Below are 21,730 nucleotides of genomic sequence, written 5' to 3'. Positions count from 1 at the left end.
TCGATGAAGCGGGACGACAGACAACAGGCGATCATGGATCTCTTGGTGGCCGAAGGCGCGGTGGAGCTGGAGGCTCTGTCCGAGCGGTTCGGCGTGTCGCGCATGACCATCCACCGCGATCTCGACGAGCTGGAGGGCGCGGGCCTTCTGCGCAAGATCCGCGGCGGCGCGACGATCGAATCCGGCACCCAGTTCGAAAGCGATTTCCGCTTGCGCGAGCGTCAGGGCGCGGCGGCGAAGGAGGCGATGGCGGCCAAGGCGCTGGAGCTGATCGAACCGGGGATGAGCGTGGTCATCAACGACGGGTCGATGGCGGCGGTGCTGGGCCGGATGGCCGTGGCGCGCCGGCCGCTGACGGTAATCACCAACAACTGCGCCGTGCTCGATGCGCTGAAGGGCGAGGCGGGGATCAAGCTGATCGCGCTCGGCGGGGTCTTCTCGGCCAAGTTCAACGCCTATCTCGGCACGCTGTGCGAGAATGCGCTGGCGGGGTTGCGGGCAGATATCTCTTTCATCTCCTCGCCTGCGGTGCACGGGACCGGCGTCTTTCACATGGACGAGACGGTGGTGCGGGCCAAGCGCGCGATGATGGCGGCCGCCGCGCGCCGCTGCCTCGTCGTGAACCACACGCGCTTCGGTCATACCGCGCTTTACAAGCTTGCCGACCTGGAGGAGTTCGACCACATCGTCACCGATCGCACCCCCGATGCCGCGGCCTGCGCGGCGCTGGAAGCTGCGGGCCTGTCGCTGACCCTTGCCGAGCCGGAAGCGAGCGCGGCATGACCGGGGTCTGGATCGGCACAAGCTGGAAGATGAACAAGACACTGGCCGAGGCCCGGGCCTTCGCCACCGCGCTGGCGGCGGCCGATGGCGGCCGCGACCCGCGGGTCCAGAGGTTCGTGATCCCGCCCTTCACGGCGGTGCGCGAGGTCGCGGATCTTCTGAAGGACACCTCGGTCAAGGTCGGCGCGCAGAACATGCACTGGGCCGAGGCGGGCGCCTGGACCGGCGAGATCTCGGCGCCCATGCTGGTCGATTGCGGCCTCGACATCGTCGAGCTTGGCCATTCCGAACGCCGCGAACATTTCGGCGAAACGGACAAGACGGTAGGGCTGAAGACCGAGGCGGCGGTGCGCCACGGCCTGACCCCGCTGATCTGCATCGGCGAGACCCTGGCCGAGCGCGAGGCGGGCCGTGCCCGCGCGGTGCTTGAGGCGCAGGTGCGCGGCGCGCTCGGCCGTCTGGCGGCCGACCAGAAGACGGCGCCTGTGCTGCTGGCCTACGAACCGGTCTGGGCGATCGGCGAGGGCGGAATTCCTGCCACCGCGGAATATGCCGACGCCCGCCACGCCGAGATCGCCGACGTCGCGGAGGCGGTGCTTGGCCACAGGGTTCCGTGCCTCTACGGCGGGTCGGTCAACCCGGGAAATTGCGAGGAGCTGATCCAGTGCCCGCATATCGACGGACTTTTCATCGGGCGGTCTGCCTGGAACGTCGAGGGCTATCTCGACATCCTTGCCAAATGCAGTGCAATGCTCTGATATAGAAAGGAAATGCCATGAAGATCGCAGTTGCGGGAGACAGCGCCGGCGAAGGTCTGGCCAAGATCCTGGCCGATTATCTGGCCGACAAGTACGACGTGGTCGAGGCCTCGCGCAATGGCGCCACGCCGGATCCCTTCTACGCCAACCTTTCGGATCGCATCGCCTCGGCGGTGATGGCGGGAACCTATGACCGTGCGATCCTGATCTGCGGCACGGGCATCGGTGTGCAGATGGCCGCGAACAAGGTGCCGGGCATCCGTGCCGCGCAGTGCCACGATACCTATTCCGCCGCCAAGGCCTCGACCTCGAACAACGCGCAGATCATCACCATGGGCGCGCGGGTGATCGGGCCGGAACTGGCCAAGGATATCGCCGACGCCTTCCTGAGCGCCTCCTTCGATCCCGAGGGCCGTTCGGCCGGCAACGTCCAGGCGATCAACGAGGTGGACGCCAAGTACCACGCAGAGTGACCGGCCCGGCGGCGGCCGCGCCCGGAGGCCGCCCCATGGCCGTCCGGCCCCCGCCGCCACATGCCCGGGCCGGCCGGCATCGTCGCCGCCGCCTCCTCCTGAAGATGCGGGCCGGCCCGGGCATGTGATACAAAGGCCGGCAAAACGGGAGGAGCCGATGACCGACAGGCACAGGAAGCTGATCAACGATCCCGACGCGCTGATCGCGGAGCTGATCGAGGGGATGGTTTCCGCCCATCCACGCCATCTGCGGGCCGAGGGCGAGACCGGCCGCGCCATCGTCGCGGTGGACGGCCCGCGCGAGGGCAAGGTGGGCATCGTCGTCGGTGGCGGCTCGGGGCACGAACCCGCCTTCGCCGGCTACGTTGGGCGCGGGCTGGCGGATGCCGCGCCGCTTGGCAACATCTTCGCGTCTCCGTCGCCCTCGCAGATCTTCGATGCGGGCTGGGCGGCGGAGGGCGGTGCCGGGGTTCTTTTCCTGTTCGGAAACTATACTGGCGACGTGATGAATTTCGCGATGGCGGCAGAGCGGCTGGAGCGCGCGGAGGTCGCGGCCCAGTGCTTTGCGGTCACCGACGACATCGCCTCGGCCCCCGCCGCGCGGCGCGAGGAACGCCGCGGGATCGCCGGTGACTTCTTCGTCTTCAAGGTCGCCGGTGCTGCGGCCGATCTGGGCGGATCGCTGGAAGAGGTCATTGCCGCCGCCACCCGGGCCAACGATGCGACGCGCAGCATGGGGGTTGCCCTGTCGGCCTGCGTGCTGCCCCAGACCGGGCGGCCGAACTTTCAGCTTCCCGTGGGCGAGATGGAGGTGGGCATGGGCATTCACGGCGAGCCGGGTGTCGAACGCCTGCCCGCGGAAAGTGCCGATGCCGTCGCCGACCGCCTGCTTGCCCCGATCGTCGAGGAACTTGCGCTGACCCGGGGGGACCGTGTCGCCGTGCTGGTCAACGGCCTCGGCTCGACCTCGATGCTGGAGCTCTATCTGCTCCACCGTCGGACCGCGCAGGTGCTGGAGGCACAGGGCTGCACGATTCACCGGAGCTGGGTCGGTGAATATTGCACCTCGCTCGACATGGGCGGGGCCTCGGTCACGGTGATGAAGCTGGATCCGCTGCTTGAGCGTTGGCTCGACCATCCCTGCGACACCCCGGCGCTGCAGGTCGGGCAGATTGCGCCTGCGCCCGCCGGGAATGGCCGCGCGAAGCGGGCGCGCCGGGCTGACGGGCCGCGCGCGACGCATGATCTCTCCGCGCTGCGCACCGGTGGTGCGGTCGGGCCGGACGCGTTTCGCGCGATGCTGGAGGCGGGTGCGGAGGCGATCTTTGCCGAGGCCGACAGGCTGAGCGCGCTGGATGGCGAAGTCGGCGACGGCGACCACGGCCTGACGATGGAGATGGGCTGGAAGGCGGTGCTTGGCGCGCTTGAGGCGCTGCCGCCAAAGACGCCGATTTCCGACCTTTGCGACGCCGTGGCGGATGCCTTCCTCGAGGCGGTGGGCGCCTCGGCGGGGCCGCTCTATGCCTCGGGGTTCGCCGCGGCGGGATCGGCGGTGGCGGATCGCCGCGACCTCGACCCGGCGGCCCTTGCGCGCTGGATCCGCGGCATGGCCGAGGGGATCGGTGCGCGCGGCGGGGCAGGGCGGGGCGACAAGACGATGCTGGATGCCTGGCTGCCCGCCGCCGACGCGGCCGAGGCGGCGGCCAACGCCGGCGGGGACGAGGGTGCCTGCCTAGCCGCCGCGGCAGAAGCTGCCACCCGGGGAGCGGCCGACACCGCGGGGATGATCGCCGCACGCGGCCGGTCCAAGAAGCTGGGCAAGCGCGCCGTCGGGCATGTCGACCCGGGCGCGGAATCTGCTGCGGTGCTGCTGAAGGCGTGGGCGGCGGCGGGGCCGGTTGCCAGCTAGAGGCCCGGCCCCACCGCGCCAAAATGCAATTGCAAGATAAATATTACAGATGTAACATCGGGGCCGGGAAGCACCTCGACCGGCCCCTGCGCAGCGGCTCGTGCCGTGGGGAGGGCAGGGACCGGACGGGCGATGCGACAGGGCTGGGAGGAGACCGGCGCATGGCAGATTTCTACCACCGGGCGCTTGCCGATCTGGGCGCGGTGTTCGACCGGCTTGATCCCGACGCGGTCGCGGGCGCGGTGGACGAGATCGCGGCCGCCGGACGCGTCGCGCTCTACGGTGTCGGGCGCGAGGGCTTGCAGATCAAGGGCTTCGCGATGCGTCTTTTCCACCTCGGGCTGGGCGCGGCGGTGGTCGGCGACATGACGGCGCCGCCCCTTGGGCCGGGGGATCTTCTGATCGTGTCGGCGGGGCCGGGCAGCTTTTCGACCGTGCTGGCGCTGATGGGCGTCGCGCGCGAGGCCGGCGCCCGCTGCCTGGTGGTGACCGCGCAGGCCGGCGGCGCGGCTGCCCTGGCCGCGGACAGGGTGCTGATCGTGCCGGCCCAGACCATGGCCGATGACAGCGGGCCGGGCCTGTCCGTCCTGCCGATGGGATCGCTCTACGAGGGGGCGCTCTACCTGCTGTTCGAGGCGATGATCGCCCAGTTGCAGGCGCGCCTCGGGATCTCGGCCGAGGCGATGCGCGGCAATCACACGAACCTGGAATGACCGCCTCGAGGGCGAGAGAGGGGGCGCCGATGCCCGTGCAGCTGGGGGTGAACCTGTCGTTCTGCGTCAAGCGCTGGGTCACGCCCGAACTCTGGGCGCCGCTGGTCCGCGACCGGCTGAAGCTGGAACGGGTGCAGTTTTCCTTTGATCTGGTCGATCCGACTTGGCCCGAGCTGGTGCTGTCGCAGATGGCCGAGAGCCTGCGCGCGGTGCCCGAACGCCATGGCATCACCGTGCACAGCGCCTTCATCGGGTTGGCGCATTACACCTTCAACCAGCTGCTGCACCCGGTTCCCGGGGTCCGCGACCATGCCGAGGCGTGGATGCGTCACGCCTATCGTTTCGCGGCCGCTGCGGGGATCACGCGCGTCGGCGGGCCGTTGGGGGCGATCGCCTCGGCCCCCGACGGGTACGAGGCCGAAGCGCTGCCCGAGGCCGAGTATGCGGAGCTGATCAGCCGCATGAGGCGGCTGGCACAGGCTGGCGCCGAGGCCGGGCTGGAAACGCTCTATGTCGAGCCGACGCCGATGCGCCGCGAATGGCCCTGGACCATCGCCCAGGCACAGCGGATGCTGGCCGATCTCGCGGGGACGCCGATCCCCTGGCAGCTTTGCCCCGACTGGGGCCACGGCACCTTCGCGCCGCTCTACGGGCCCGACCATGCCGGAATGGCCGATTGGTTCGCGGCACTCGCTCCAGATATCGGCGCAATTCATATCCAGCAGACCGACTATCTCTATGACCGCCACTGGGATTTCACAGAACCGGGCCGCGTCGACCCGGCGGCGGCCTTCGCGCTGCTCGCGCGCAGCGGGCTTGGCGACCGGCCGGTGTTCCTTGAGGCGTTCTATCCCTTCGAGCGCGCGGACCGGTCGGTGCTTGACGCCATGGCGCGCTCGGTGGAGATACTGAAAGCTGCAGCGAGCCAGGAAACGTGCGCAGAGTGACCCGTGACATCCCGCAGTCGCCGCGCAGCAGCGCAGCAGGCGACGACGCCGATTACATCCGTGCCCGGATCGCGTGGTATTACTTCGCCGGCGGGCTGACGCAGCAGGAAATCGCAAGCCTTCTGGGCATCACCCGGCTGCGGGTCAACAAGACCGTGGGCCAGCTGCGCAGCGACGGTTCCGTCCGGATCGAGATCCGCCTGCCGCTGTCGGATTGCGTGGTGATGGAAGAGCGGCTGAAGGAACGCTATGGCCTGGCCGAGGTGCGGGTCGTGCCCTCGATGGGGGAGAACGGCGATGCCCAGCGGGTGATCGGCGAAGCGGCGGGCGAGATGCTCGAGGCGCGGATCCGCGACGGGATCGGCGTTGCCGTCGGCTGGGGGCGCACCCTGTCCTTCGCGATGACGCACCTGCGGGCGCGGGATTTCTCCGGCGCCTGGGTGGCAAGTCTGATGGGCGGGCTGACGCGCGGATCGGGCACCAACACCTTCGAGGTCGCCACCGCGCTGGCAGGCCAGCTTGGGTCCGACTGCTACTATCTGGCCGCGCCGATCTACGTGCCCACGGCGCAAAGCCGCGACCTGCTGGTGTCGCACCACGGCCTGGCCGAGACGCTTCGGCGGCTGCGCAGCGCCGACCTGGCCTTCGTCTCTTGCGGAGACATGTCGCCGCTGTCGCTGCTGATCCAGACCCAGACGGTGACCGAGAACATCCAGACCCTGCGCGACGCGGGCGCGGTGGGCGATCTGCTGGGGTATTTCCTGGATGCCGAGGGCCGGATCGTCGACCATCCGCTGAACGAACGGGTGATGGCGATCTCGCCGCGCGAGCTGGCGGCGATCCCGGATTCGATCCTTGCCTCGGGTGGCGCGTACAAGGCGCCGGTGGTGCGTGCGGTACTGCGCGCGGGCTACGTCAAGCGCCTGGTGACGGACGAGGCCTGCGCCGCCGAACTGCTGAAGTGACCGACCTCTGCCGCGCGCGTTGCGATCCGGCGCGGGAAGAGGTGAGCCGTCCTGAAGCGCCCTATTGCGGGAACTCGCGCGGGCGCAGCGGGTCAAGACTGCGGCCATCCGCGTCGAAGAGGTAGCACAGCCCGGCCACGACGCCGACCGGAACCGTCTCGTCGTGATGCGCCGCCAGCTCCCCCGACTTGCGCACGACCAGCGCCTCGCCATGCCGGGTCGTGCCGTGCAGCAGGGTCTCGCCGCCCAGCCGTTCCACCAGCGTGGCGGTCACGGAGATCTGCGCATCGGCCGCCCCGGCGCCGGGGCCCAGAAGCAGGTGTTCGGGGCGGATGCCCAGCTCTACCTTGCCGCCGGGCACGAGGTCCGGCCCCGCGACGGGCACGGTGATCTTGGGCCCGCCCGGCAGCTCCACCATCACGCCGGCGTCCGACACCGCCTGGATCGTCACGCTGAGAAAGTTCATCTTTGGCGATCCGATGAAGCCCGCGACAAACCGGTTCTGCGGATTGTGATACAGGTCGAGCGGGGCGCCGATCTGTTCGATCCGCCCGTCGCGCAGCACGACGATGCGGTTGGCCATGGTCATCGCCTCGATCTGGTCGTGCGTCACGTAGACCATGGTCGACCCCAGCCGCCGGTGCAGTGCGACCAGCTCGGCTCGCATCTGCACCCGCAACTCCGCATCGAGGTTGGAGAGCGGCTCGTCGAACAGGAACACCCCGGGCTGGCGCACGATCGAACGGCCGATCGCCACCCGCTGGCGCTGCCCGCCGCTAAGCTCCTTCGGCTTGCGGTCGAGAAGCTGGGTGATCTGCAACATCGTGGCCGCGGCCTTCAGCCGGGCCTCGATCTCGGCCGGGTCGACCTTGTTGACCTTGAGGCCGTAGGTGATGTTCTGCGCCACCGTCATGTGGGGGTAGAGCGCGTAGGACTGAAACACCATCGCCACGCCGCGTCGCGCGGGCGGCCAGTGGGTGACGTCCTTCCCGCCGATCACGATGCGCCCGAGGTTGGATTTCTCCAGCCCCGCGATGGTGCGCAGAAGCGTGGTCTTGCCGCAGCCCGAGGGGCCGACGAAGACGATGAACTCCCCGTCCTCGACATCGAAGGTGATGTCGTGCAGCACGGTATGCGCGCCGTAGGCCTTGCTGATCTGGTCGATGCGAATTTCCGCCAAGCGAATTCCTCCTTCCGCGTCCGGGGCGGGCGCCCCGGGGCCGGATCTACTTCACCGCGCCCATGGTCAGGCCGCGGGCAACATACTTGTGGATGGCGATGCCGCCGATGATCACCGGCGCGGTCACCAGGGTCGAGGTCGCCATGACCTTGGGCCAGGGGATCGTGTAGCCGCCCAGGTAGGACAGCGCGATCGTGGGGGCGGTGCGCACCTCGTCGCCCGGTGTCAGGATGAAGGCGTAGAGCAGGTCGTTCCATGCGAAGATCCCCGACAGCACCGCCGAAACCGCCAGCCCCGGCGTCACCAGCGGCAGGCTGATGCGCAGGAAGATCTGGAACCGGTTCAGCCCGTCCAACTGCGCGGCTTCCTCCAGCGCGACGGGGACCGACCGGAACTGGTCCACCATCAGCCAGACCACCAGCGGGATGATGAAGATCTGGTAGACCGCGATCAGCGTCAGCGGGTTGTTGATCATGTGCAGCCGCGCCGCGGTCAGGTAGAAGGGGATCAGCACGACAACCGGCACCAGCATCCAGTTGGTCACGTACCAGAACCAGATCTCGCGCCGCCCGCGGAAGCTGTAGCGCGCGATGCCATAGGCCGCGGGTACACCCACCACCAGCCCCAGCGCGACCGCGCTCAGCGTCACGATCAGCGAATTGCCAAGCGCCCTCAGGACACCGGAATCCGCGATCGCCTCGCGGTAGGCGTCAAGCGTCGGCGCCCAGGTCCAGTGCGGCGGGATGGCGAACAGCTCCGGCTGGGTCTTCAGCGACCCGGCCACCATCCAGTAGAGGGGGAAAAGGATCATCACCAGCACCACGACGATTCCCGCCGCGTGAAGGAAGCGCTTGATCGCGTCGGCAGTTTGCGGGCTCATCCGTCGACCTCCCGGTAGAACAGTCGGATATAGGTGCGTGCCAGCACGATCGAGAGCACCAGCATCAGGATCGACTGGGCCGAGGCGACGCCGATGTCGAAGCCGCGGAAGGCCAGCCGCTCGATATGGATGATCGCGACTTCAGTGGCCGAACCGGGCCCGCCCTTCTGGATCGCGTAGATCATGTCGAAGGCCTTCATGGTAAAGGCCGTCTGGAACACCAGCGCCGCGGTGATCCCGGGCAGCATGAAGGGCAGCCGGATCGCCGAGAAGCGCGGCCACCAGCGTTCGGTCTCCAGAAGGGCGGCCTCGTCGACCTCGGGCGGCACGGTCGACAGCGCGGCCGACAGCACCAGGGCCACGAAGGGTGTCCATTCCCAGATCTGCACGCAGACCACCGTGGCGAAGGCGCTGGTCGGACTGCCCAGCCAGTCGACGGGCGAGATCCCGATCCGGCCGAGCAGGTAGTTGATGACGCCGAGCTGTTCGTTGAACATCAGCTGGGTCAGCAGGCCGATCACCGCAGGGGTGATGGCGATCGGGATCACCAGGCAGATCTGCAGCAGCCGGCGCAGGAACGGCGAATGCTGGCTGTCCAGCGCCAGCGCGATCATCATGCCCAGCACCAGCTCGACCGGCAGGGTGATCACCAGCAGCACCAGTGTGCGCAGGACCGAGTTCTGGAAGTTCTGCGAGGTGATCGCGGTGATGTAGTTCGTGCCGCCGTTGAACACCGGCGGCCCCATCCCCATGACGAAGTTCTGCAGCGAATTGTAGACCGTGTAGATCATCGGGTAGAGGCCGATCGCCAGCAGCAGAAGCAGCGACGGCGCGATGAACAGCCACGGCGCCGCCTTCTCGAGAAAGCTTCTCCGCGCGGGCGGCAGGAGGGGCAGCTTGTCCGGATCGCTCATGTCGGGTCTCGCGGGTCACGGTGGAGGGCTGACGCGGCGTTGCGATGGCGCGCCGGGCCCGAGAGGGCAGGGGGGGCGGGGCAGGGAGGGGGCCGCGTGCACCGCGGCCCCGGGGATCACGAAAGTGCCCCTACTTGTACATCTCGATGAACTTCTGCGGCGTGTTGGCATTCGCCCAGCAGTTCGACGAGTTCATGTAGCTGGTCAGCTCGCCGGCCATCTTGTCGAGGCCTTCCTTGATCTTGACCTGGCCCAGCTCGATCTCCGAGCCCCAGTTCGAGACGATGTCCGAGAACCGCGGATAGCATTGCAGCTGCGGGCGCCAATCGGGGATCGTGGCCTTCTCCCAGGTCTCGACCATGGGCTTGAGGTTGGGGTACTTGGCCTGAAGCGCCGGGTCCTTGTCGGCGCTCATCCGTGCGACCACAGCGCCGTTCTCGATCAGCGGCTTGGCCATTTCCTTGGAGGTCAGCCACTGCACGAACAGCCAGCCCGCGTCCTGCTTCTTCTGCGAGACCTGGGAGCTGATCATGTAGGCGAAGCCGCCAAAGGCCGAGGCCCCGCGGTCCGGCCCCACCGGCTCGGGTGCGATGCCCAGGTCGTCGCCCAGCGGGCCGGTACTCAGCGTGGGGTAGAAGGCCGACCACTCGGTGATCATCGCGGCCTTCTTCTGGTTCAGAAGCTCGACCACCTGGCTGTGGTCGTCGGCGACGATGCCCGAGGGCATGTAGGGCAGCAGGCTCTGGCGGAATTCCATTCCCTTCACGGCGCCCGCGTCGTTCACCGTGACCTTCTTGTCGGCGATGTTCAGGAAGCTGCCGCCCCAGGGCCACAGGAACCGCGCGAAGGCGTCGGCGGTCTGGGTCTCGCCCCGGGCCGATTGCAGCGCGTAGCCGTAGACGCCCTTGTCCTTGTCGGTCAGCTTCTTGGCGTCTTCGCGCAGCGCGTCCCAGGTTGCCGGGGGCTTGTCGATACCGGCCGCCTTGAGCATCGACTTGTTGTAGTAGAGCAGGCCGGCGTAGGAATCGAAGGGCAGGCCGTAAAGCTTTCCGTCGACGGTGAAGCTGGCCAGCCAGACCGGGAAGAAATCCTTCATGTCGAGGGCCGGGTCGGCAAGCTTGGGATCCTTCATGAACCGGTCGAGGGGCACGGTCCACTTCGCCCCGGCGAAGTTCACCGGCCAGACCACGTCGGACAGGATCACGTCGAACTGTTCGCTGTTGGCGACGAAGTTCAGCGTCTCTTCCTTCAGCGTGTTCTCGTAGGGGAAGCTGGTCCACTTCACCTTGATGCCGGTTTCCTTCTCGAATTCCGGGGTCAGCTTCTTGGCGGCCTCATAGCTCGGGCGTTCGAGGCCGACGATGCTGATGGTGGTGCCCTTGTAAGGCGCCGCGGCCTCCTTGAGGCTCCAGGCGCCGGCCTGGCCTCCGACGGCGGCCGCCGCGACGAAGGCTGCGGCGCCGAGCATGCGCGTGATGGCGCGGCCCCCCTGCGAGGTGGCGCGTGTCGTGGCATCTGGCGGCGTGGCGTGGGGCGCCGCGCGCGTGAACTCCGGTTTCATCAATGATCCTCCCTTGGGCCGGCATGTCAGCCGGTCTTGTCCAAGGCGGTCCGGACGCTTCGCCGGGCCGCCGGTGGCAGCGTCACGAGCCGGTGCGATGCCCGGGTCCCTCCTTACCCCGCGGCCGCCGGTCGCAAAGACCTGGCAGGCCAGCGCAGCAACGTGCGGATCGCGGCCGACTGCCGGGAAAAGTTACATATGTAAAATTCGATTTGCAAGAGATCAGATCGGCGATCGAACCGCCCCCGCGGCGTCGCCGGCCCTCAGCCCGGTCTTTCGTTTCGCGACGGCGCGGTTCAGCGCCTCGGCCGTCTCCCCGGCGCACGTGGCGCCGCGGCGGGCGGCACCCCCACCTCCAGCCGCGCCAGCCGCCGGTCGAAGCCGCGCCGGATCGAGCTGGCGACGGCCTCGCCCCTGCCCGCGGGCATCTCGGCCAGCGCGGTGGCAAAGGCGGCCTCGGCCGCCGCCGCGATCTCGTCGAAGATCTCCGCGATCTGGCCGGGGGAAAACCCGGCCTCCGCCCCGGTCTCGGCGAAATGGCGGCCGTGGATCTCGTCCACACGGTAATGGCGGTTGCGGCCCACCCGCATGGCCAGCCGCATTTCCTTGGATTGCAGCTGCCCCGCCTCGAGCGTCGGCTGCACCGAGAGCACGTCGTAAAGCGGGGTGAGGGTAAAGCGCCCGCCCGGCATCAGCGCGATGCTGAAGTTCTTGGCGTGCCCGTCGGTCGCGCCGATCAGCCAGAACAGCACGTTGGCCTTGAAGAAGGCCGCCCGGTCGCGCAGCGGGGTGTCGCTGCCGCGCAGCAGGTCGCAGATCTCGGCGATCCCGGGGCCGCCCTCGTTCTGGTACTTGCGGGTCGGGGGCACCGACAGGGCCTGACAGCAATCTTCCTGCGGCAGCCGGATCAGCCGCCCGTCCCGAGCGCGCAGCCGGTCGAACCGCTCGACCACCAGCGCGCGGGTTCCGGCAAAATCGGCGATCCGGGTGTCGGCGGTGGCAAGGCCGAACCCGGCCATCAGGCGCAGGCAGAAATGTTCGTTCTCGATGCTGTCGGTCAGGTCCATCCCGTTCGGAAGCGTGCCGATCGCGGGCTTCAGGATATGGGTCGTGGGCGTCGTGCCGGTCGGGGCAAGCCACCGCCCCTCGTGCAACAGCAGTGCGGTCTTTTCCTGCGCGCCGGCGACCGAGATGCGGAAATCCCGCTCGCGCCGGATGCCCAGCGGGGCGGCGCCCAGGTCGTTCAGAAGCGCGGCGATCGCGGTATCGTCCAGCGGCTCGCCGGTCAGCGCGTCACCTGCGGCGGGCACTTCCCCTTCGGGCAGGAACTGCAGCGCCCCGGCGCAGTCGCGCCCGATCCGGGACAGAAGGCTGTAGGCATCGAGACCGTCGGCGCCCACCCGCTCGGCCACCCGCCGGCGGATATCGTCGTTGTCGGGAAGCAGGTTCTCGAACACCGCGATCACGCGCGGCCCGGCGTGCCGCCCGGGGCCCAGCGGCAGGGCGCGCGACACCGGCAGGGTGTTTTCCCAGTCGAGCCATTCCGGCGCGTAGCTGAAGGAAAACGCTCCGTCCGGCGTGCGGGTGAACTGCCCCACCTTGCGGCGATTCATGTAGACGTCGAGCGGCGCATAGCTGCGCTTGCGCCCCATCAGAAGATGTCCTCAAGATCCCCGGGTTTCATCTTGCTGCGCGGAACGACCTGGAGTTCGAGGTCGAGCGCCGCGAGCAGATCGAAGAGCGTGTCGAGCCGCGCCCCGCTGGCGCCGGTTTCGATGGTCGACACGGTGCGCTGCCAGAGGCCGGCACGGTCGGCCAGCTCGGCCTGCGTCAGGCCCCCGGCCCGGCGCGCGGCGCGCAGGATGTTGCCGATGTCGGTGGTGGTGCGGGCGATGCGGTCCATGCGTCTGGTCCTTTCGCCGTCAATATGATCCTCGGATCATATCCCGTCAATATGTGTAAAAGATCATAAAGTCGCGGTATGATGTTTTGATAATAAGTTGGATCTATGATCGAAACATCATTCCGGGTGGCCTCAGATCCCCAGCCGCCGACGCACCTGGGCGTTCAGGATCGCGGCTTGCGCGCCGATCCGCCAGAAGCGGTGGAACGGGATCCGCCGCAGATCGGAAAGTGGCAGCGGCAGGCCGGCCGGATCGCCCCCGGGTGCCAGAGCCGCGGCCAATCGGATGCCTAAAGCGTTGGACAGGGCGACACCCCGGCCGTTGTAGCCATAGGCGATCAGAAGGCCCGGCGCCGGCGCGTGCAGGTGGGGCAGGTGGTCGGAGGTGATCGCGACCCGGCCGTTCCAGGCATAGCCCCAGCCCGCCTGCGCCACCCCCGGCCACAGCCGATGCGCATGGCGCGAGACCGCCTGCATCGTCGCCGCATCGCCGCTGGGCCGCATCGCGCCCCGTCCGCCGATCACCAGACGGTTCTGCGCATCGACGCGGTAATAGACGGTGACAAGGCCCGCCTCGTACAGCACCTGCCGCCCCGGCAGGATGCGCGACGCCAGTTCCTCGGGCAGGGGCGGGGTTGCGAGGATCGAGCTGAAGACCGGCACGCTGGCCTGCTTCAGCCCGGGGATCAGGTCGTCGGCGTAACCGTTGCAGGCGACAAGGACCCGTCCGGCGATCACCTCGTGACCGTTCACCTCCAGCCGCCAGCCGTCGCTGTGCCGGGCCAGCGCGCTCACGCGGCTCTGGCCGAACACCTGGGCGCCGGCGTCGGCGGCCGCCCGCGCAAGGCCGCGGGCCAGCGCCAGCGGGTTCACGTCGCCGCCCCGCCGGTCGACGAAGGCCGCGGGGTAGTGGTCATGCCCGGTCATCGCCGCCAGCTCCGCCCCCTCGACCCAGTCGACGGGCATGCCGAGCGCGGCCATGTCGTCGAATGACTGGCGGATCGTGGCGACCTCGGCCCCGGTCGCGGCGGCCCGGATCGTGCCGCCCCGGCGCAGGTCGCAGTCGATCCCCAACCGGTCGATCAGCGCGGCGGCGGTATCGACGGTGGACCAGCCGAAGTCCACGATCTCGCGCCCCTTCGTCGGGCCGAAGGTCTTGAGGAACCAGGCCGGATCGTACTTCAGCCCGGGATTGAGCTGTCCGCCGTTGCGCCCCGACGCGCCCCAGCCCGGGGTCTCTGCCTCCAGCAGCGCGACGTCGGTCCCGCCTTCGGCAAGGTGCAGCGCGGTCGAGAGGCCGGTGAAGCCGCCGCCGATGACCGCGACATCGGTCCGCAGCGGTTCGGCGAGCGTCGGCCAGACCGGCGGCGTGCCGGTCTCGCGGACATAGAGGGAGGTCCGGGCGCTCTCGTCCATTCAGGCGCTGGCCCCGGTGAGCGTGTCGGCGCCGGCCGCGGGCAGCGTCGCCCCCGCACTGCGCAGATCGTCGAGCACCCGGTCGATGCGCGCGGCCGCCCCCGCACTCAGCGGGCGAAGCGGCAGTTGCGACAGACCCGTCGGCAGGCCGATACGGTCGAGCGCATGGCGCAGCGGGGCGGGGTTCTCCTCGGCGAAGAGGGCGTCCATCAGCGGGATCAGGCTGCGCTGAAGGCTCAGCGCGTCGTCCATCCGGCCGGTCTCCGCCAGCGTCTGCACCTGCGCCCAGATCCCCGGGACGACGACGGCCGAGGTCAGCACGCCGCCCACCGCCCCCATCGCAACCTGTTGAGCAAAGAGGGTGTCCTGCCCGCTGAGCGGTGCGAACCCGGGGCCGACCCGGCGCATCACCTGGTCGAAATGATAAAGATCGGTGTTCGAGGCTTTCATGGCGATGATCGTCGCATCCTCGGCCAGCGTGGCGATGGTGTCGGGGTCGAGCACATAATGCGACCGCGCCGGATTGTCGTAGAGCATGATCGGCAGGTCGACCGCATCGCGCACCGCGCGGAAATAGTCGATCACGCCCTCCTGGGTATTGCGGGCGTAATAGGGCACCATCAGCATCAGCCCGTCGGCGCCCGCCTCGGCGAAGTCGCGCGCCGCGGGCAGCGCGTCGCCCAGGCCCGGGGCCAGAACTCCGGCAAAGACCGGCGCGCCCGCCGCCGCCTCGACGCAGGCCGCGACGGTGGCCTTGCGGGTCGCGGGCGACAGCGCGGTGTATTCCCCCGTGCCGCCCAGCGGGACGAGGCCGCTTGCACCGCCGTCGAGCATGTAGCGCACAAGCGCCTTCATCCCTGCGGGATCGGCGGCGCCTTCCGGGGTCAGGGCGGTGGGGCAGGCGGGCATCAGGCCCCTGAGCGTCGGTGTCGTCATGCGCAGTCTCCTCGGGTCCCTGTCGGTGGGCGGATCTCTGGGTGGCGCGACGATGGGGCCGGCCCCGCACGCCTTTCGGGGGCAGCATCGGCACCGAGCACGGACTTGGCAAGGGGTGATTTTGTGATTCTGAAATTTGGTTGTTCGGCGCGGCATGGTTATGTAGACTTGAGACATCTAGTGCCCTAGGGTTGCATTCAGCCGGCGGGACCTCCTTCGCGCGATCGGATGACCATGGACGACTTGAGCTTGAAGCCACGCAAGGGCCGGCTGCCGCAAGGTGGGGATGCGCCGCATCTTGGCGGACGGTTCCGCGAATTGCGCCAGGCGAAGAAGATGACCCTGGCAGAGCTGTCGCAGCGGTCGGGGATTTCCATCGGGACGCTGTCGCAGATCGAGCGCGACCTCGTCTCGCCCACGGTACGCACGCTGTTCACCCTGTGCGAGGCGCTTGGGGTATCTGCCGCTTGGCTACTTGACCCCGATAATGATGATGAAAAATCAGACCCTTATGTTGTGACAGTCGACCAGCGCGAACCCTTTGTTCGGACCGAGGGGCTGCGCAAGGACCTGATTTCCCCGAAGGCGAGCGAGCGCCTGAAAGGGTTCTACCTGATCATCGAGCCCGGCAGTGGTTCGGGTGAGGATCCCTATAGCCACGACGGAGAGGAGATCGGCCTCGTGGTTGCGGGCGTTCTGGAGCTGACGATCGAGGGCGAATCGCGCGTTCTGCGCGAAGGGGACTGCTTTTCCTTCCCCAGTCATCTGCCGCACAAATTCTCGAATATCGGGGCGACGCAATGCGTCGTCTTCTGGGTGAACGCGGCGATCTAGGATTCATTTTTCAGAATCCTGCTTGCGAGACTCTGCCAAAGGTGCAAGGCTCCTGCTCATGATACCGGCATGCGACCCGGTCCGTTCCCGGACCGACGTTGCCGCCCGGAGGGAAAGAGCGAGGACGGATGACCGCCGAAACACCCTATCTGAACCGTCTGTCGGGCCTTGTTTTACTGGCCCCCATGACCATTCTCCTGGCCATCTTCTTCCTCTACCCGCTGGGAAAGACCCTGTGGCAGAGCGTGAATGACAGCGGCTTCACCCTGCGGGCCTACGCGGACCTGACGACAAGCACGCTTTTCTTCAAGGTTCTGAAAACCACCTTTGTCATCAGCTTCACCGCGACCCTGGTCAGCCTTCTGATCGGCTTTCCGGTGGCGTTGCACCTGTCACGCAAGACACCGCGGGCGCGGGTGCCCTACCTGATCATGGTGATGCTTCCGTTCTGGACCAGCATCCTCGTGAAAAGCTTCGCGCTGACCGTGCTGCTTGGCTACGACGGGGTGATCAACAGCTTTCTCGGATGGCTGTTCGGCACCGCGGTGCATGTGCCCATGGTCTTCAACCGCGTCGGGGCGATCATCGGTATGATCAACTACCTTCTGCCCTTCATGATCCTGTCGATCCTGAGCAGCCTTCTGGCGCAGGATGCCAATCTCGGCCGCGCGGCCGAGGTGATGGGGGCCTCGCGCTTCACGATCTTCCGCCGGATCACCCTGCCGCTTGCGATGCCGGGGGTGATCGCGGGGGTGCTGATCAACATCACCCTGTCGATCGGCATGTATATCACACCGGCCCTGCTGGGCGGTCGCAAGGACATGATGGTTGCCAACCTGATCGACTTCTACACCCGGCAGACGCTGGACTGGCCGCTCGCCTCGGCGATCGCGGTGGTGTTGCTGGTGATCTCGGGCGTGCTGGTCGCGGGGCTGGGCCGGGTCCAGGGCATGGGCCAGGCGCGGGAGGTGGCACAATGACCCGCCTGTCGCGCATTGCAGGGCCGCTTCTGGTGCCGGTTCTGGCCTGGATCTGCTACATCTTCCTGATGGCGCCGTCGCTGGTCGTGATCCCGATCTCCTTCGGCGGTGGCGGGGATCTGCACTTCCCTCCCAAGACGTGGTCGCTGGAGCTTTACCGCGAGTTCTTCACCCAGCCGGCGTGGTGGGGCACGCTGCTGCGCAGCCTCGTGATCGCGCTTTGCGTGACCGTAATGACGACCCTGCTGGTGGTGCCCGCCGCCTATGCGCTGCAGCGTGCGCGGATGCCCGGCGGGCGGATCCTGACGGCGTTGGCCATGGGGCCTCTGCTGGTGCCGGTGATCGTGCTGGCCCTCGGGCTGTATCTCGAACTGGCACCTTTCGGGATGCTGAACCATACCCTGACAGTCGTGCTTGCCCATACCATGCTGGCCACACCCTTCATGATGACATCGGTCGGCGCATCGCTGCGCCATCTCGATCGGTCGTACGAGCAGGTGTCGCTGATCATGGGGGCGTCGAAGGTGCGTATCTTCTTCCGCGTCGTGCTGCCGCAGCTGAAGTCGGGGATTGCGGCGGGGGCGCTCTTCGCCTTCCTGATCTCCCTCGACGAGGTGATCGTGGCCTATTTCATCACCGGCCCGGACACGGAGACTTTGCCGGTCAAGATGTACAGCGCGCTGCGCTGGGAAATCTCGCCCATCATCGCGGCGGTTTCGACGCTGCTGACGCTGGTCTCGCTCCTGCTTGCCGTCGCGATGATGCGGCTTGAACGCAAGGAGCGCAGCCAGTGAACGCGCCGATGACGCCGCCCCCGACCCCCACTGCAGAAGAAGGGATCAACCGGATGACAGATTCCGCGACCCAGATGATCCGCGTTACCGGCCTGACCCGGACCTACGGCACGTTCACCGCCCTCGACCAGGTAGACCTTTCGGTGCGCAAGGGAGAGTTCGTGACGCTCCTCGGGCCCTCCGGTTCGGGCAAGTCGACGCTTCTGAACCTGATTGCCGGGATGACCCAGCCCAGCGGCGGCCGGATCGAGATCGACGGCCGCGATGCCACCCACCTGCCGACCAACAAGCGCGGCCTTGGCATGGTGTTCCAGAACTACGCGCTGATGCCGCACATGACGGTGTTTCAGAACATCGCCTTCCCGCTTCAGGTGCGTCGCCTGTCGAAGGAAGAGATCGCCAGACGGGTGCAGGGCGCGCTGAAGCTGGTGCAGCTGGCACACGTGGCCGACCGCAAGCCGAAGCAGCTTTCGGGTGGGCAGCAGCAGCGGATCTCGCTCGCGCGCTGCATCGTCTACGAACCCTCGATCATCCTGATGGACGAACCCCTCGGCGCGCTGGACAAGAAACTGCGCGAGGACATGCAGCTGGAGATCAAGCGCCTGCATGCCGAGTTGGGGGTGACGATGATCTACGTCACCCACGACCAGGAAGAGGCGCTGTCGATGTCGGACCGGATCGTCCTGATGCGCAAGGGTCGGATCGAACAGCAGGGCGCGCCGGAAGACCTTTACTTCCGCCCCCGGACATTGTTCGCGGCGGATTTCCTCGGCAGTTCCAACTTGGTCGAGGGCACGATCGACGCGTCGGCCGGTCAGTTCAGGACGTCGCTTGGCGCGCTGCCCCTGCCGGCGCCGCAGCCCGGCGCCCCGGCCACGGGCGCGGGCGTGCTGATGGTCCGTCCCGAGGCGATGCGCTTCGATCCCGCCTCCGATGCCGCATCCGGCTGGCCCGGAATCGAGGCGACGGTACGCGACTCGATCGTGCTGGGGGGCGTCCTGCGGCACTACCTCGAGGCGGACAACGGCCATCGGCTGATCGTGCAGGAGGGCAGCTCGGCGCACCGGGCCCGGCCGCAGCGCGGCGCGCGGCTTCGGGTCGGCTGGGGGCCCGATGCGGCCCGGCTGCTGCCGCCCGATCCCGAGTTCGGCAAGACCTGAAACAGGCACTGAAACAAGAAGCACGACCAGCAATCACAGGGAGACTTTGACATGACCAGAAAGACCGATCTTACCCGCCGGGGCCTTCTGCGCGGCGTCGCCGCCGGGGCCACCGTGCTTGCCGCGCCGGCCGTCTTCACCGGGCGTGCCCGGGCTGCTGACAAGAAGATCACCGTCACCTCCTGGGGCGGCAATTACCACAACATGGTCAAGGCGAATTTCGTTGAACCCTTCACCGCCGAGACCGGGATCGAGGTGCAGCTTGTCGACAATGGCGACATGGCCAAGGTCAAGGCGCAGGTCCTGAGCAACTCCGTCACCTGGGACGTGGTCGACGCGCCGGCCGCCTTTGCCACCTCCGGTGCCAAGGACAAGCTGTGGGAGCCGCTCGACGACGCGCTGCTGAAGACCTCGGGCCTGGTGGAAAAGCCGAACGAATTCTACATGCCGATGTATCTCTACAGCGGCGGGATCCTGTGGGACACCAAGCGCAATCCCGACAAGCACCCGGTGGATTTCGCGGGGTTCTACGACGTCGAGAAATTCCCCGGCCGCCGCTGTATGCGTCACCTCGCGCCCGAGGCACTTGAGGCCGCGCTGGTTGCCGACGGTGTCGCGCCCAAGGATCTCTACCCGCTCGACGTGGACCGCGCGTTCAAGAAGCTCGACGAGCTGAAGCCGCACATCTCCAAATTCGCAAGCTCCACGCCCGAGCAGGTCAGCTCTGTCGTGCAGAACGAGGCCGATTTCTCCTACAGCTACTACAACCGCGTGAAAGCTGCCGTGACGAACGGCGCCAACCTCGATTTCTCGTTCGAGCAGACCAACAACTCGCTCGACTTCTTCGCCATTCCCAAGGGGTCGAAGAACAAGGAAGCGGCGATGCAGTTCGTCGAGTTCTGCCTCAAGCCGAAGCAGCAGAAGGCCTGGTCTCTGGCGGGGTATTTCGTGCCCAACGTCCAGTCCGTGCTCGACGACATCAAGGCCAGTTCCGAGGGTGGCTATCTGCCCGACCTCGGCAACGGCAAGAACGTCATCATCAACGCCGAGTGGTGGGGTGACAACTTCGATGCCGTCCAGCGCCGCTATTCGGAATGGATGATCTCCTGATCCCCACCGACCGCCCCGGGGTCTTCGGGGCGGTCCCCTCCCTACGGTACACGATGCTCGACACGACAGACTTCCTTACCGCTCTCGCCGCGATCACCGGCGAGGCCCATGTGCTGACCGCCGCCGACCGGATTGCCGGCTACATGATCGACGTCCGCCGCAGCTACGAGGGGCAGGCGCTCTGCGTTGTCGAGCCGGCCGACACGGCCGAGGTGAGCGCGATCATGGCGCTGTGCAACGCGCGCGGCGTGCCGGTCACGCCAATCGGTGGAAATACCGGCCTTGTCGGCGGGGCTGCCGTGCGCGGCAAGACCGGCCCGGACGGGGTTGAGATCCCCGGCATCGGCCTGTCGCTCCGGCGTCTGAACCGGATCCGCGACATCTCGGTCCTGGACGAGACGATGACGGTTGAGGCCGGGTGCGTCCTGCAGGCGCTGCAGGAGACGGCGGATGCGCAGGGCATGTATTTCCCGCTCAGCCTCAGTTCCGAGGGCAGTTGCCAAATCGGGGGCAACATCGCCACCAACGCGGGCGGAACGGCGGCGATCCGCTACGGTGTGACGCGGCACCTCGTGCTCGGGCTCGAGGTCGTGCTGCCGTCGGGTGAGGTGCTTGACGGGCTGACCCGTCTGCGCAAGGACAACACCGGCTATGACATCCGACAGCTGTTCATCGGCTCGGAGGGGACGCTCGGGGTGATCACCGCCGCAGTGATGAAGATCGCCCCTGCGCCCCTGAGCCGCGAAACCGCGCTTGTCGCGGTCGAAAGCGTCGACGACGCGCTGGTGATCCTGCGCCACATGAAGGCGGCTTTCGGCGAGCGCGTCACCTCGGCCGAAATCACGGAGGCCGATTACATCCGCCTGATCCTGCGCGAGATGAAAGACGCGCGGATGCCGTTCGAGACGGTACCGCGCTGGACGCTGCTGCTGGAGGTCTGTGACGGCCGGGCCGACGCCGACCTGCGCGGCGCGTTCGAGGAGGCGCTGGCCGCCGCGCTGGAGGAGGGCCACGCCCGGGACGCGGTGATCGCCCAGAACGCGGCCCAGGCCGAGGATTTCTGGTTCCTGCGCCACGCGGTCTCCGACGCGATCCGCCACGCCGGGCCGAACATGTCGCATGACAGCTCTGTCCCGCTCGAGGCGCAACAGGCCTATGTCGATTTGACCCGCGCGCGGATCGTCGCCCGCTTCCCCGAGGCCCTGCCGCTTTACGTGGGGCACATGGGAGACGGCAACATGCACCTCGTGGTGATGTTCGCGAAGGACCGTTTCGCCGACCGCGACGCCTATATGGAAGTCTCGGCCGTGTTGGACGAGATCATCGACGGGGTGGTGGCCGAACTGAAGGGTTCCATCACCGCCGAGCACGGCATCGGGCTGAGCTATCGCGGACGGCTTGCGAAATCCGCGCAGCCGGTCGAGATTGCCCTGATGAAGGGGATCAAGGCGGTGTTCGACCCGAACGGCATCATGAACCCGAGCAAGCTGTTCCTGTGACCGGCCGCCCGTCGT

The 21,730-nt window shown here is 67.6% G+C and carries 21 protein-coding genes; 13 read left to right on the top strand and 8 right to left on the bottom strand.

Features of this window, described 5'->3' with window-relative positions; all coding sequences use genetic code 11:
- The first annotated feature begins 3 nt into the window (after positions 1-3).
- The 7 genes from CVV76_RS11415 to CVV76_RS11385 all read left to right on the top strand — a co-directional run bounded on the left by CVV76_RS11415 (position 4) and on the right by CVV76_RS11385 (position 6,548).
- Positions 4-783 carry a DeoR/GlpR family DNA-binding transcription regulator gene (locus CVV76_RS11415; protein ID WP_102224777.1) on the top strand — a complete coding sequence of 260 codons (780 nt, stop codon included), beginning with the start codon at positions 4-6 and terminating at the stop codon, positions 781-783.
- Positions 780-1,541 carry a triose-phosphate isomerase gene (locus CVV76_RS11410; RefSeq protein ID WP_102224776.1) on the top strand — a complete coding sequence of 254 codons (762 nt, stop codon included), beginning with the start codon at positions 780-782 and terminating at the stop codon, positions 1,539-1,541. Before CVV76_RS11415 ends, CVV76_RS11410 begins: the two co-directional genes overlap by 4 nt.
- A gap of 17 nt (positions 1,542-1,558) precedes the next feature.
- The gene (locus CVV76_RS11405) at positions 1,559-2,014 is read left to right on the top strand and encodes an RpiB/LacA/LacB family sugar-phosphate isomerase (protein ID WP_102224775.1); all 456 of its coding nucleotides are present in this window, start codon (positions 1,559-1,561) and stop codon (positions 2,012-2,014) included.
- A gap of 157 nt (positions 2,015-2,171) precedes the next feature.
- Complete coding sequence (dhaL, locus tag CVV76_RS11400) at positions 2,172-3,923, top strand: dihydroxyacetone kinase subunit DhaL (protein WP_102224774.1); 1,752 nt, start codon at positions 2,172-2,174, stop codon at positions 3,921-3,923.
- Between the two features lie 161 nt (positions 3,924-4,084).
- Positions 4,085-4,636 (top strand): SIS domain-containing protein, encoded by a 552-nt coding sequence (locus CVV76_RS11395; protein ID WP_102224773.1) that lies wholly within the window; start codon positions 4,085-4,087, stop codon positions 4,634-4,636.
- 29 nt (positions 4,637-4,665) lie between these two features.
- A complete protein-coding gene (locus CVV76_RS11390) occupies positions 4,666-5,583 on the top strand; it encodes a TIM barrel protein (RefSeq protein ID WP_199178578.1) in 918 nt (305 codons plus the stop codon).
- A complete protein-coding gene (locus CVV76_RS11385) occupies positions 5,580-6,548 on the top strand; it encodes a sugar-binding transcriptional regulator (RefSeq protein WP_199178577.1) in 969 nt (322 codons plus the stop codon). Before CVV76_RS11390 ends, CVV76_RS11385 begins: the two co-directional genes overlap by 4 nt.
- A 61-nt stretch (positions 6,549-6,609) precedes the next feature.
- On the opposite strand, the gene CVV76_RS11380 is transcribed toward CVV76_RS11385, so the two are convergent.
- The 8 genes from CVV76_RS11380 to CVV76_RS11345 form a co-directional block, all read right to left on the bottom strand.
- Entirely contained in the window at positions 6,610-7,728 is a 1,119-nt protein-coding gene (locus CVV76_RS11380; protein WP_102224771.1) for an ABC transporter ATP-binding protein, read from the bottom strand.
- A 46-nt stretch (positions 7,729-7,774) separates the two neighbouring features.
- Positions 7,775-8,608, bottom strand: coding sequence for a carbohydrate ABC transporter permease (locus CVV76_RS11375; protein ID WP_102224770.1), 834 nt, complete (start codon positions 8,606-8,608; stop codon positions 7,775-7,777).
- Positions 8,605-9,522, bottom strand: coding sequence for a carbohydrate ABC transporter permease (locus tag CVV76_RS11370; RefSeq protein ID WP_102224769.1), 918 nt, complete (start codon positions 9,520-9,522; stop codon positions 8,605-8,607). The genes CVV76_RS11375 and CVV76_RS11370 overlap by 4 nt, the downstream gene beginning before the upstream one ends.
- 130 nt (positions 9,523-9,652) lie before the next feature.
- The gene (locus CVV76_RS11365) at positions 9,653-11,083 is read right to left on the bottom strand and encodes an ABC transporter substrate-binding protein (RefSeq protein ID WP_199178576.1); all 1,431 of its coding nucleotides are present in this window, start codon (positions 11,081-11,083) and stop codon (positions 9,653-9,655) included.
- Positions 11,084-11,379: 296 nt separating this feature from the next.
- Positions 11,380-12,735 carry a type II toxin-antitoxin system HipA family toxin gene (locus CVV76_RS11360; protein ID WP_102224768.1) on the bottom strand — a complete coding sequence of 452 codons (1,356 nt, stop codon included), beginning with the start codon at positions 12,733-12,735 and terminating at the stop codon, positions 11,380-11,382.
- Positions 12,735-12,986 (bottom strand): helix-turn-helix domain-containing protein, encoded by a 252-nt coding sequence (locus CVV76_RS11355; RefSeq protein ID WP_102224767.1) that lies wholly within the window; start codon positions 12,984-12,986, stop codon positions 12,735-12,737. The genes CVV76_RS11360 and CVV76_RS11355 overlap by 1 nt, the downstream gene beginning before the upstream one ends.
- A 132-nt stretch (positions 12,987-13,118) precedes the next feature.
- Complete coding sequence (locus tag CVV76_RS11350; protein WP_102224766.1) at positions 13,119-14,402, bottom strand: NAD(P)/FAD-dependent oxidoreductase; 1,284 nt, start codon at positions 14,400-14,402, stop codon at positions 13,119-13,121.
- Positions 14,403-15,338, bottom strand: coding sequence for a dihydrodipicolinate synthase family protein (locus CVV76_RS11345; protein ID WP_158243140.1), 936 nt, complete (start codon positions 15,336-15,338; stop codon positions 14,403-14,405).
- Positions 15,339-15,566: 228 nt separating this feature from the next.
- On the opposite strand from CVV76_RS11345, the gene CVV76_RS11340 reads away from it, so the two are divergent.
- The 6 genes from CVV76_RS11340 (at position 15,567) to CVV76_RS11315 (ending at position 21,715) form a co-directional block, all read left to right on the top strand.
- On the top strand, positions 15,567-16,172 hold the full coding sequence (locus CVV76_RS11340; protein ID WP_102224764.1) for a cupin domain-containing protein: 606 nt from the start codon (positions 15,567-15,569) through the stop codon (positions 16,170-16,172).
- Positions 16,173-16,300: 128 nt separating this feature from the next.
- Positions 16,301-17,152, top strand: coding sequence for an ABC transporter permease (locus tag CVV76_RS11335; RefSeq protein ID WP_102224763.1), 852 nt, complete (start codon positions 16,301-16,303; stop codon positions 17,150-17,152).
- Complete coding sequence (locus CVV76_RS11330) at positions 17,149-17,946, top strand: ABC transporter permease (protein ID WP_102224762.1); 798 nt, start codon at positions 17,149-17,151, stop codon at positions 17,944-17,946. The genes CVV76_RS11335 and CVV76_RS11330 overlap by 4 nt, the downstream gene beginning before the upstream one ends.
- 53 nt (positions 17,947-17,999) lie before the next feature.
- Complete coding sequence (locus CVV76_RS11325; RefSeq protein ID WP_199178575.1) at positions 18,000-19,106, top strand: ABC transporter ATP-binding protein; 1,107 nt, start codon at positions 18,000-18,002, stop codon at positions 19,104-19,106.
- Between the two features lie 51 nt (positions 19,107-19,157).
- Positions 19,158-20,216, top strand: a complete 1,059-nt coding sequence (locus CVV76_RS11320; RefSeq protein WP_102224761.1) for an ABC transporter substrate-binding protein — start codon at positions 19,158-19,160, stop codon at positions 20,214-20,216.
- Between the two features lie 53 nt (positions 20,217-20,269).
- Positions 20,270-21,715 (top strand): FAD-binding oxidoreductase, encoded by a 1,446-nt coding sequence (locus CVV76_RS11315; protein WP_158243139.1) that lies wholly within the window; start codon positions 20,270-20,272, stop codon positions 21,713-21,715.
- The last annotated feature ends 15 nt before the right edge of the window (positions 21,716-21,730 follow it).

The sequence above is a fragment of the Acidimangrovimonas sediminis genome, from assembly GCF_002871005.1.
Lineage (GTDB): Bacteria > Pseudomonadota > Alphaproteobacteria > Rhodobacterales > Rhodobacteraceae > Acidimangrovimonas > Acidimangrovimonas sediminis.
This window is presented reverse-complemented; position numbering and strand designations above follow the sequence as displayed.

Bases quoted from the DNA above. Each gene is read 5' to 3' on its own strand.
- CVV76_RS11415 (WP_102224777.1), top strand. From the start codon at position 4: ATGAAGCGGGACGACAGACAACAGGCGATCATGGATCTCTTGGTGGCC.
- CVV76_RS11410 (WP_102224776.1), top strand. From the start codon at position 780: ATGACCGGGGTCTGGATCGGCACAAGCTGGAAGATGAACAAGACACTG.
- CVV76_RS11405 (WP_102224775.1), top strand. From the start codon at position 1,559: ATGAAGATCGCAGTTGCGGGAGACAGCGCCGGCGAAGGTCTGGCCAAG.
- dhaL (WP_102224774.1), top strand. From the start codon at position 2,172: ATGACCGACAGGCACAGGAAGCTGATCAACGATCCCGACGCGCTGATC.
- CVV76_RS11395 (WP_102224773.1), top strand. From the start codon at position 4,085: ATGGCAGATTTCTACCACCGGGCGCTTGCCGATCTGGGCGCGGTGTTC.
- CVV76_RS11390 (WP_199178578.1), top strand. From the start codon at position 4,666: ATGCCCGTGCAGCTGGGGGTGAACCTGTCGTTCTGCGTCAAGCGCTGG.
- CVV76_RS11375 (WP_102224770.1), bottom strand. From the start codon at position 8,608: ATGAGCCCGCAAACTGCCGACGCGATCAAGCGCTTCCTTCACGCGGCG.
- CVV76_RS11370 (WP_102224769.1), bottom strand. From the start codon at position 9,522: ATGAGCGATCCGGACAAGCTGCCCCTCCTGCCGCCCGCGCGGAGAAGC.
- CVV76_RS11365 (WP_199178576.1), bottom strand. From the start codon at position 11,083: ATGAAACCGGAGTTCACGCGCGCGGCGCCCCACGCCACGCCGCCAGAT.
- CVV76_RS11360 (WP_102224768.1), bottom strand. From the start codon at position 12,735: ATGGGGCGCAAGCGCAGCTATGCGCCGCTCGACGTCTACATGAATCGC.
- CVV76_RS11355 (WP_102224767.1), bottom strand. From the start codon at position 12,986: ATGGACCGCATCGCCCGCACCACCACCGACATCGGCAACATCCTGCGC.
- CVV76_RS11350 (WP_102224766.1), bottom strand. From the start codon at position 14,402: ATGGACGAGAGCGCCCGGACCTCCCTCTATGTCCGCGAGACCGGCACG.
- CVV76_RS11345 (WP_158243140.1), bottom strand. From the start codon at position 15,338: ATGACGACACCGACGCTCAGGGGCCTGATGCCCGCCTGCCCCACCGCC.
- CVV76_RS11340 (WP_102224764.1), top strand. From the start codon at position 15,567: ATGACCATGGACGACTTGAGCTTGAAGCCACGCAAGGGCCGGCTGCCG.
- CVV76_RS11335 (WP_102224763.1), top strand. From the start codon at position 16,301: ATGACCGCCGAAACACCCTATCTGAACCGTCTGTCGGGCCTTGTTTTA.
- CVV76_RS11330 (WP_102224762.1), top strand. From the start codon at position 17,149: ATGACCCGCCTGTCGCGCATTGCAGGGCCGCTTCTGGTGCCGGTTCTG.
- CVV76_RS11325 (WP_199178575.1), top strand. From the start codon at position 18,000: ATGACAGATTCCGCGACCCAGATGATCCGCGTTACCGGCCTGACCCGG.
- CVV76_RS11320 (WP_102224761.1), top strand. From the start codon at position 19,158: ATGACCAGAAAGACCGATCTTACCCGCCGGGGCCTTCTGCGCGGCGTC.
- CVV76_RS11315 (WP_158243139.1), top strand. From the start codon at position 20,270: ATGCTCGACACGACAGACTTCCTTACCGCTCTCGCCGCGATCACCGGC.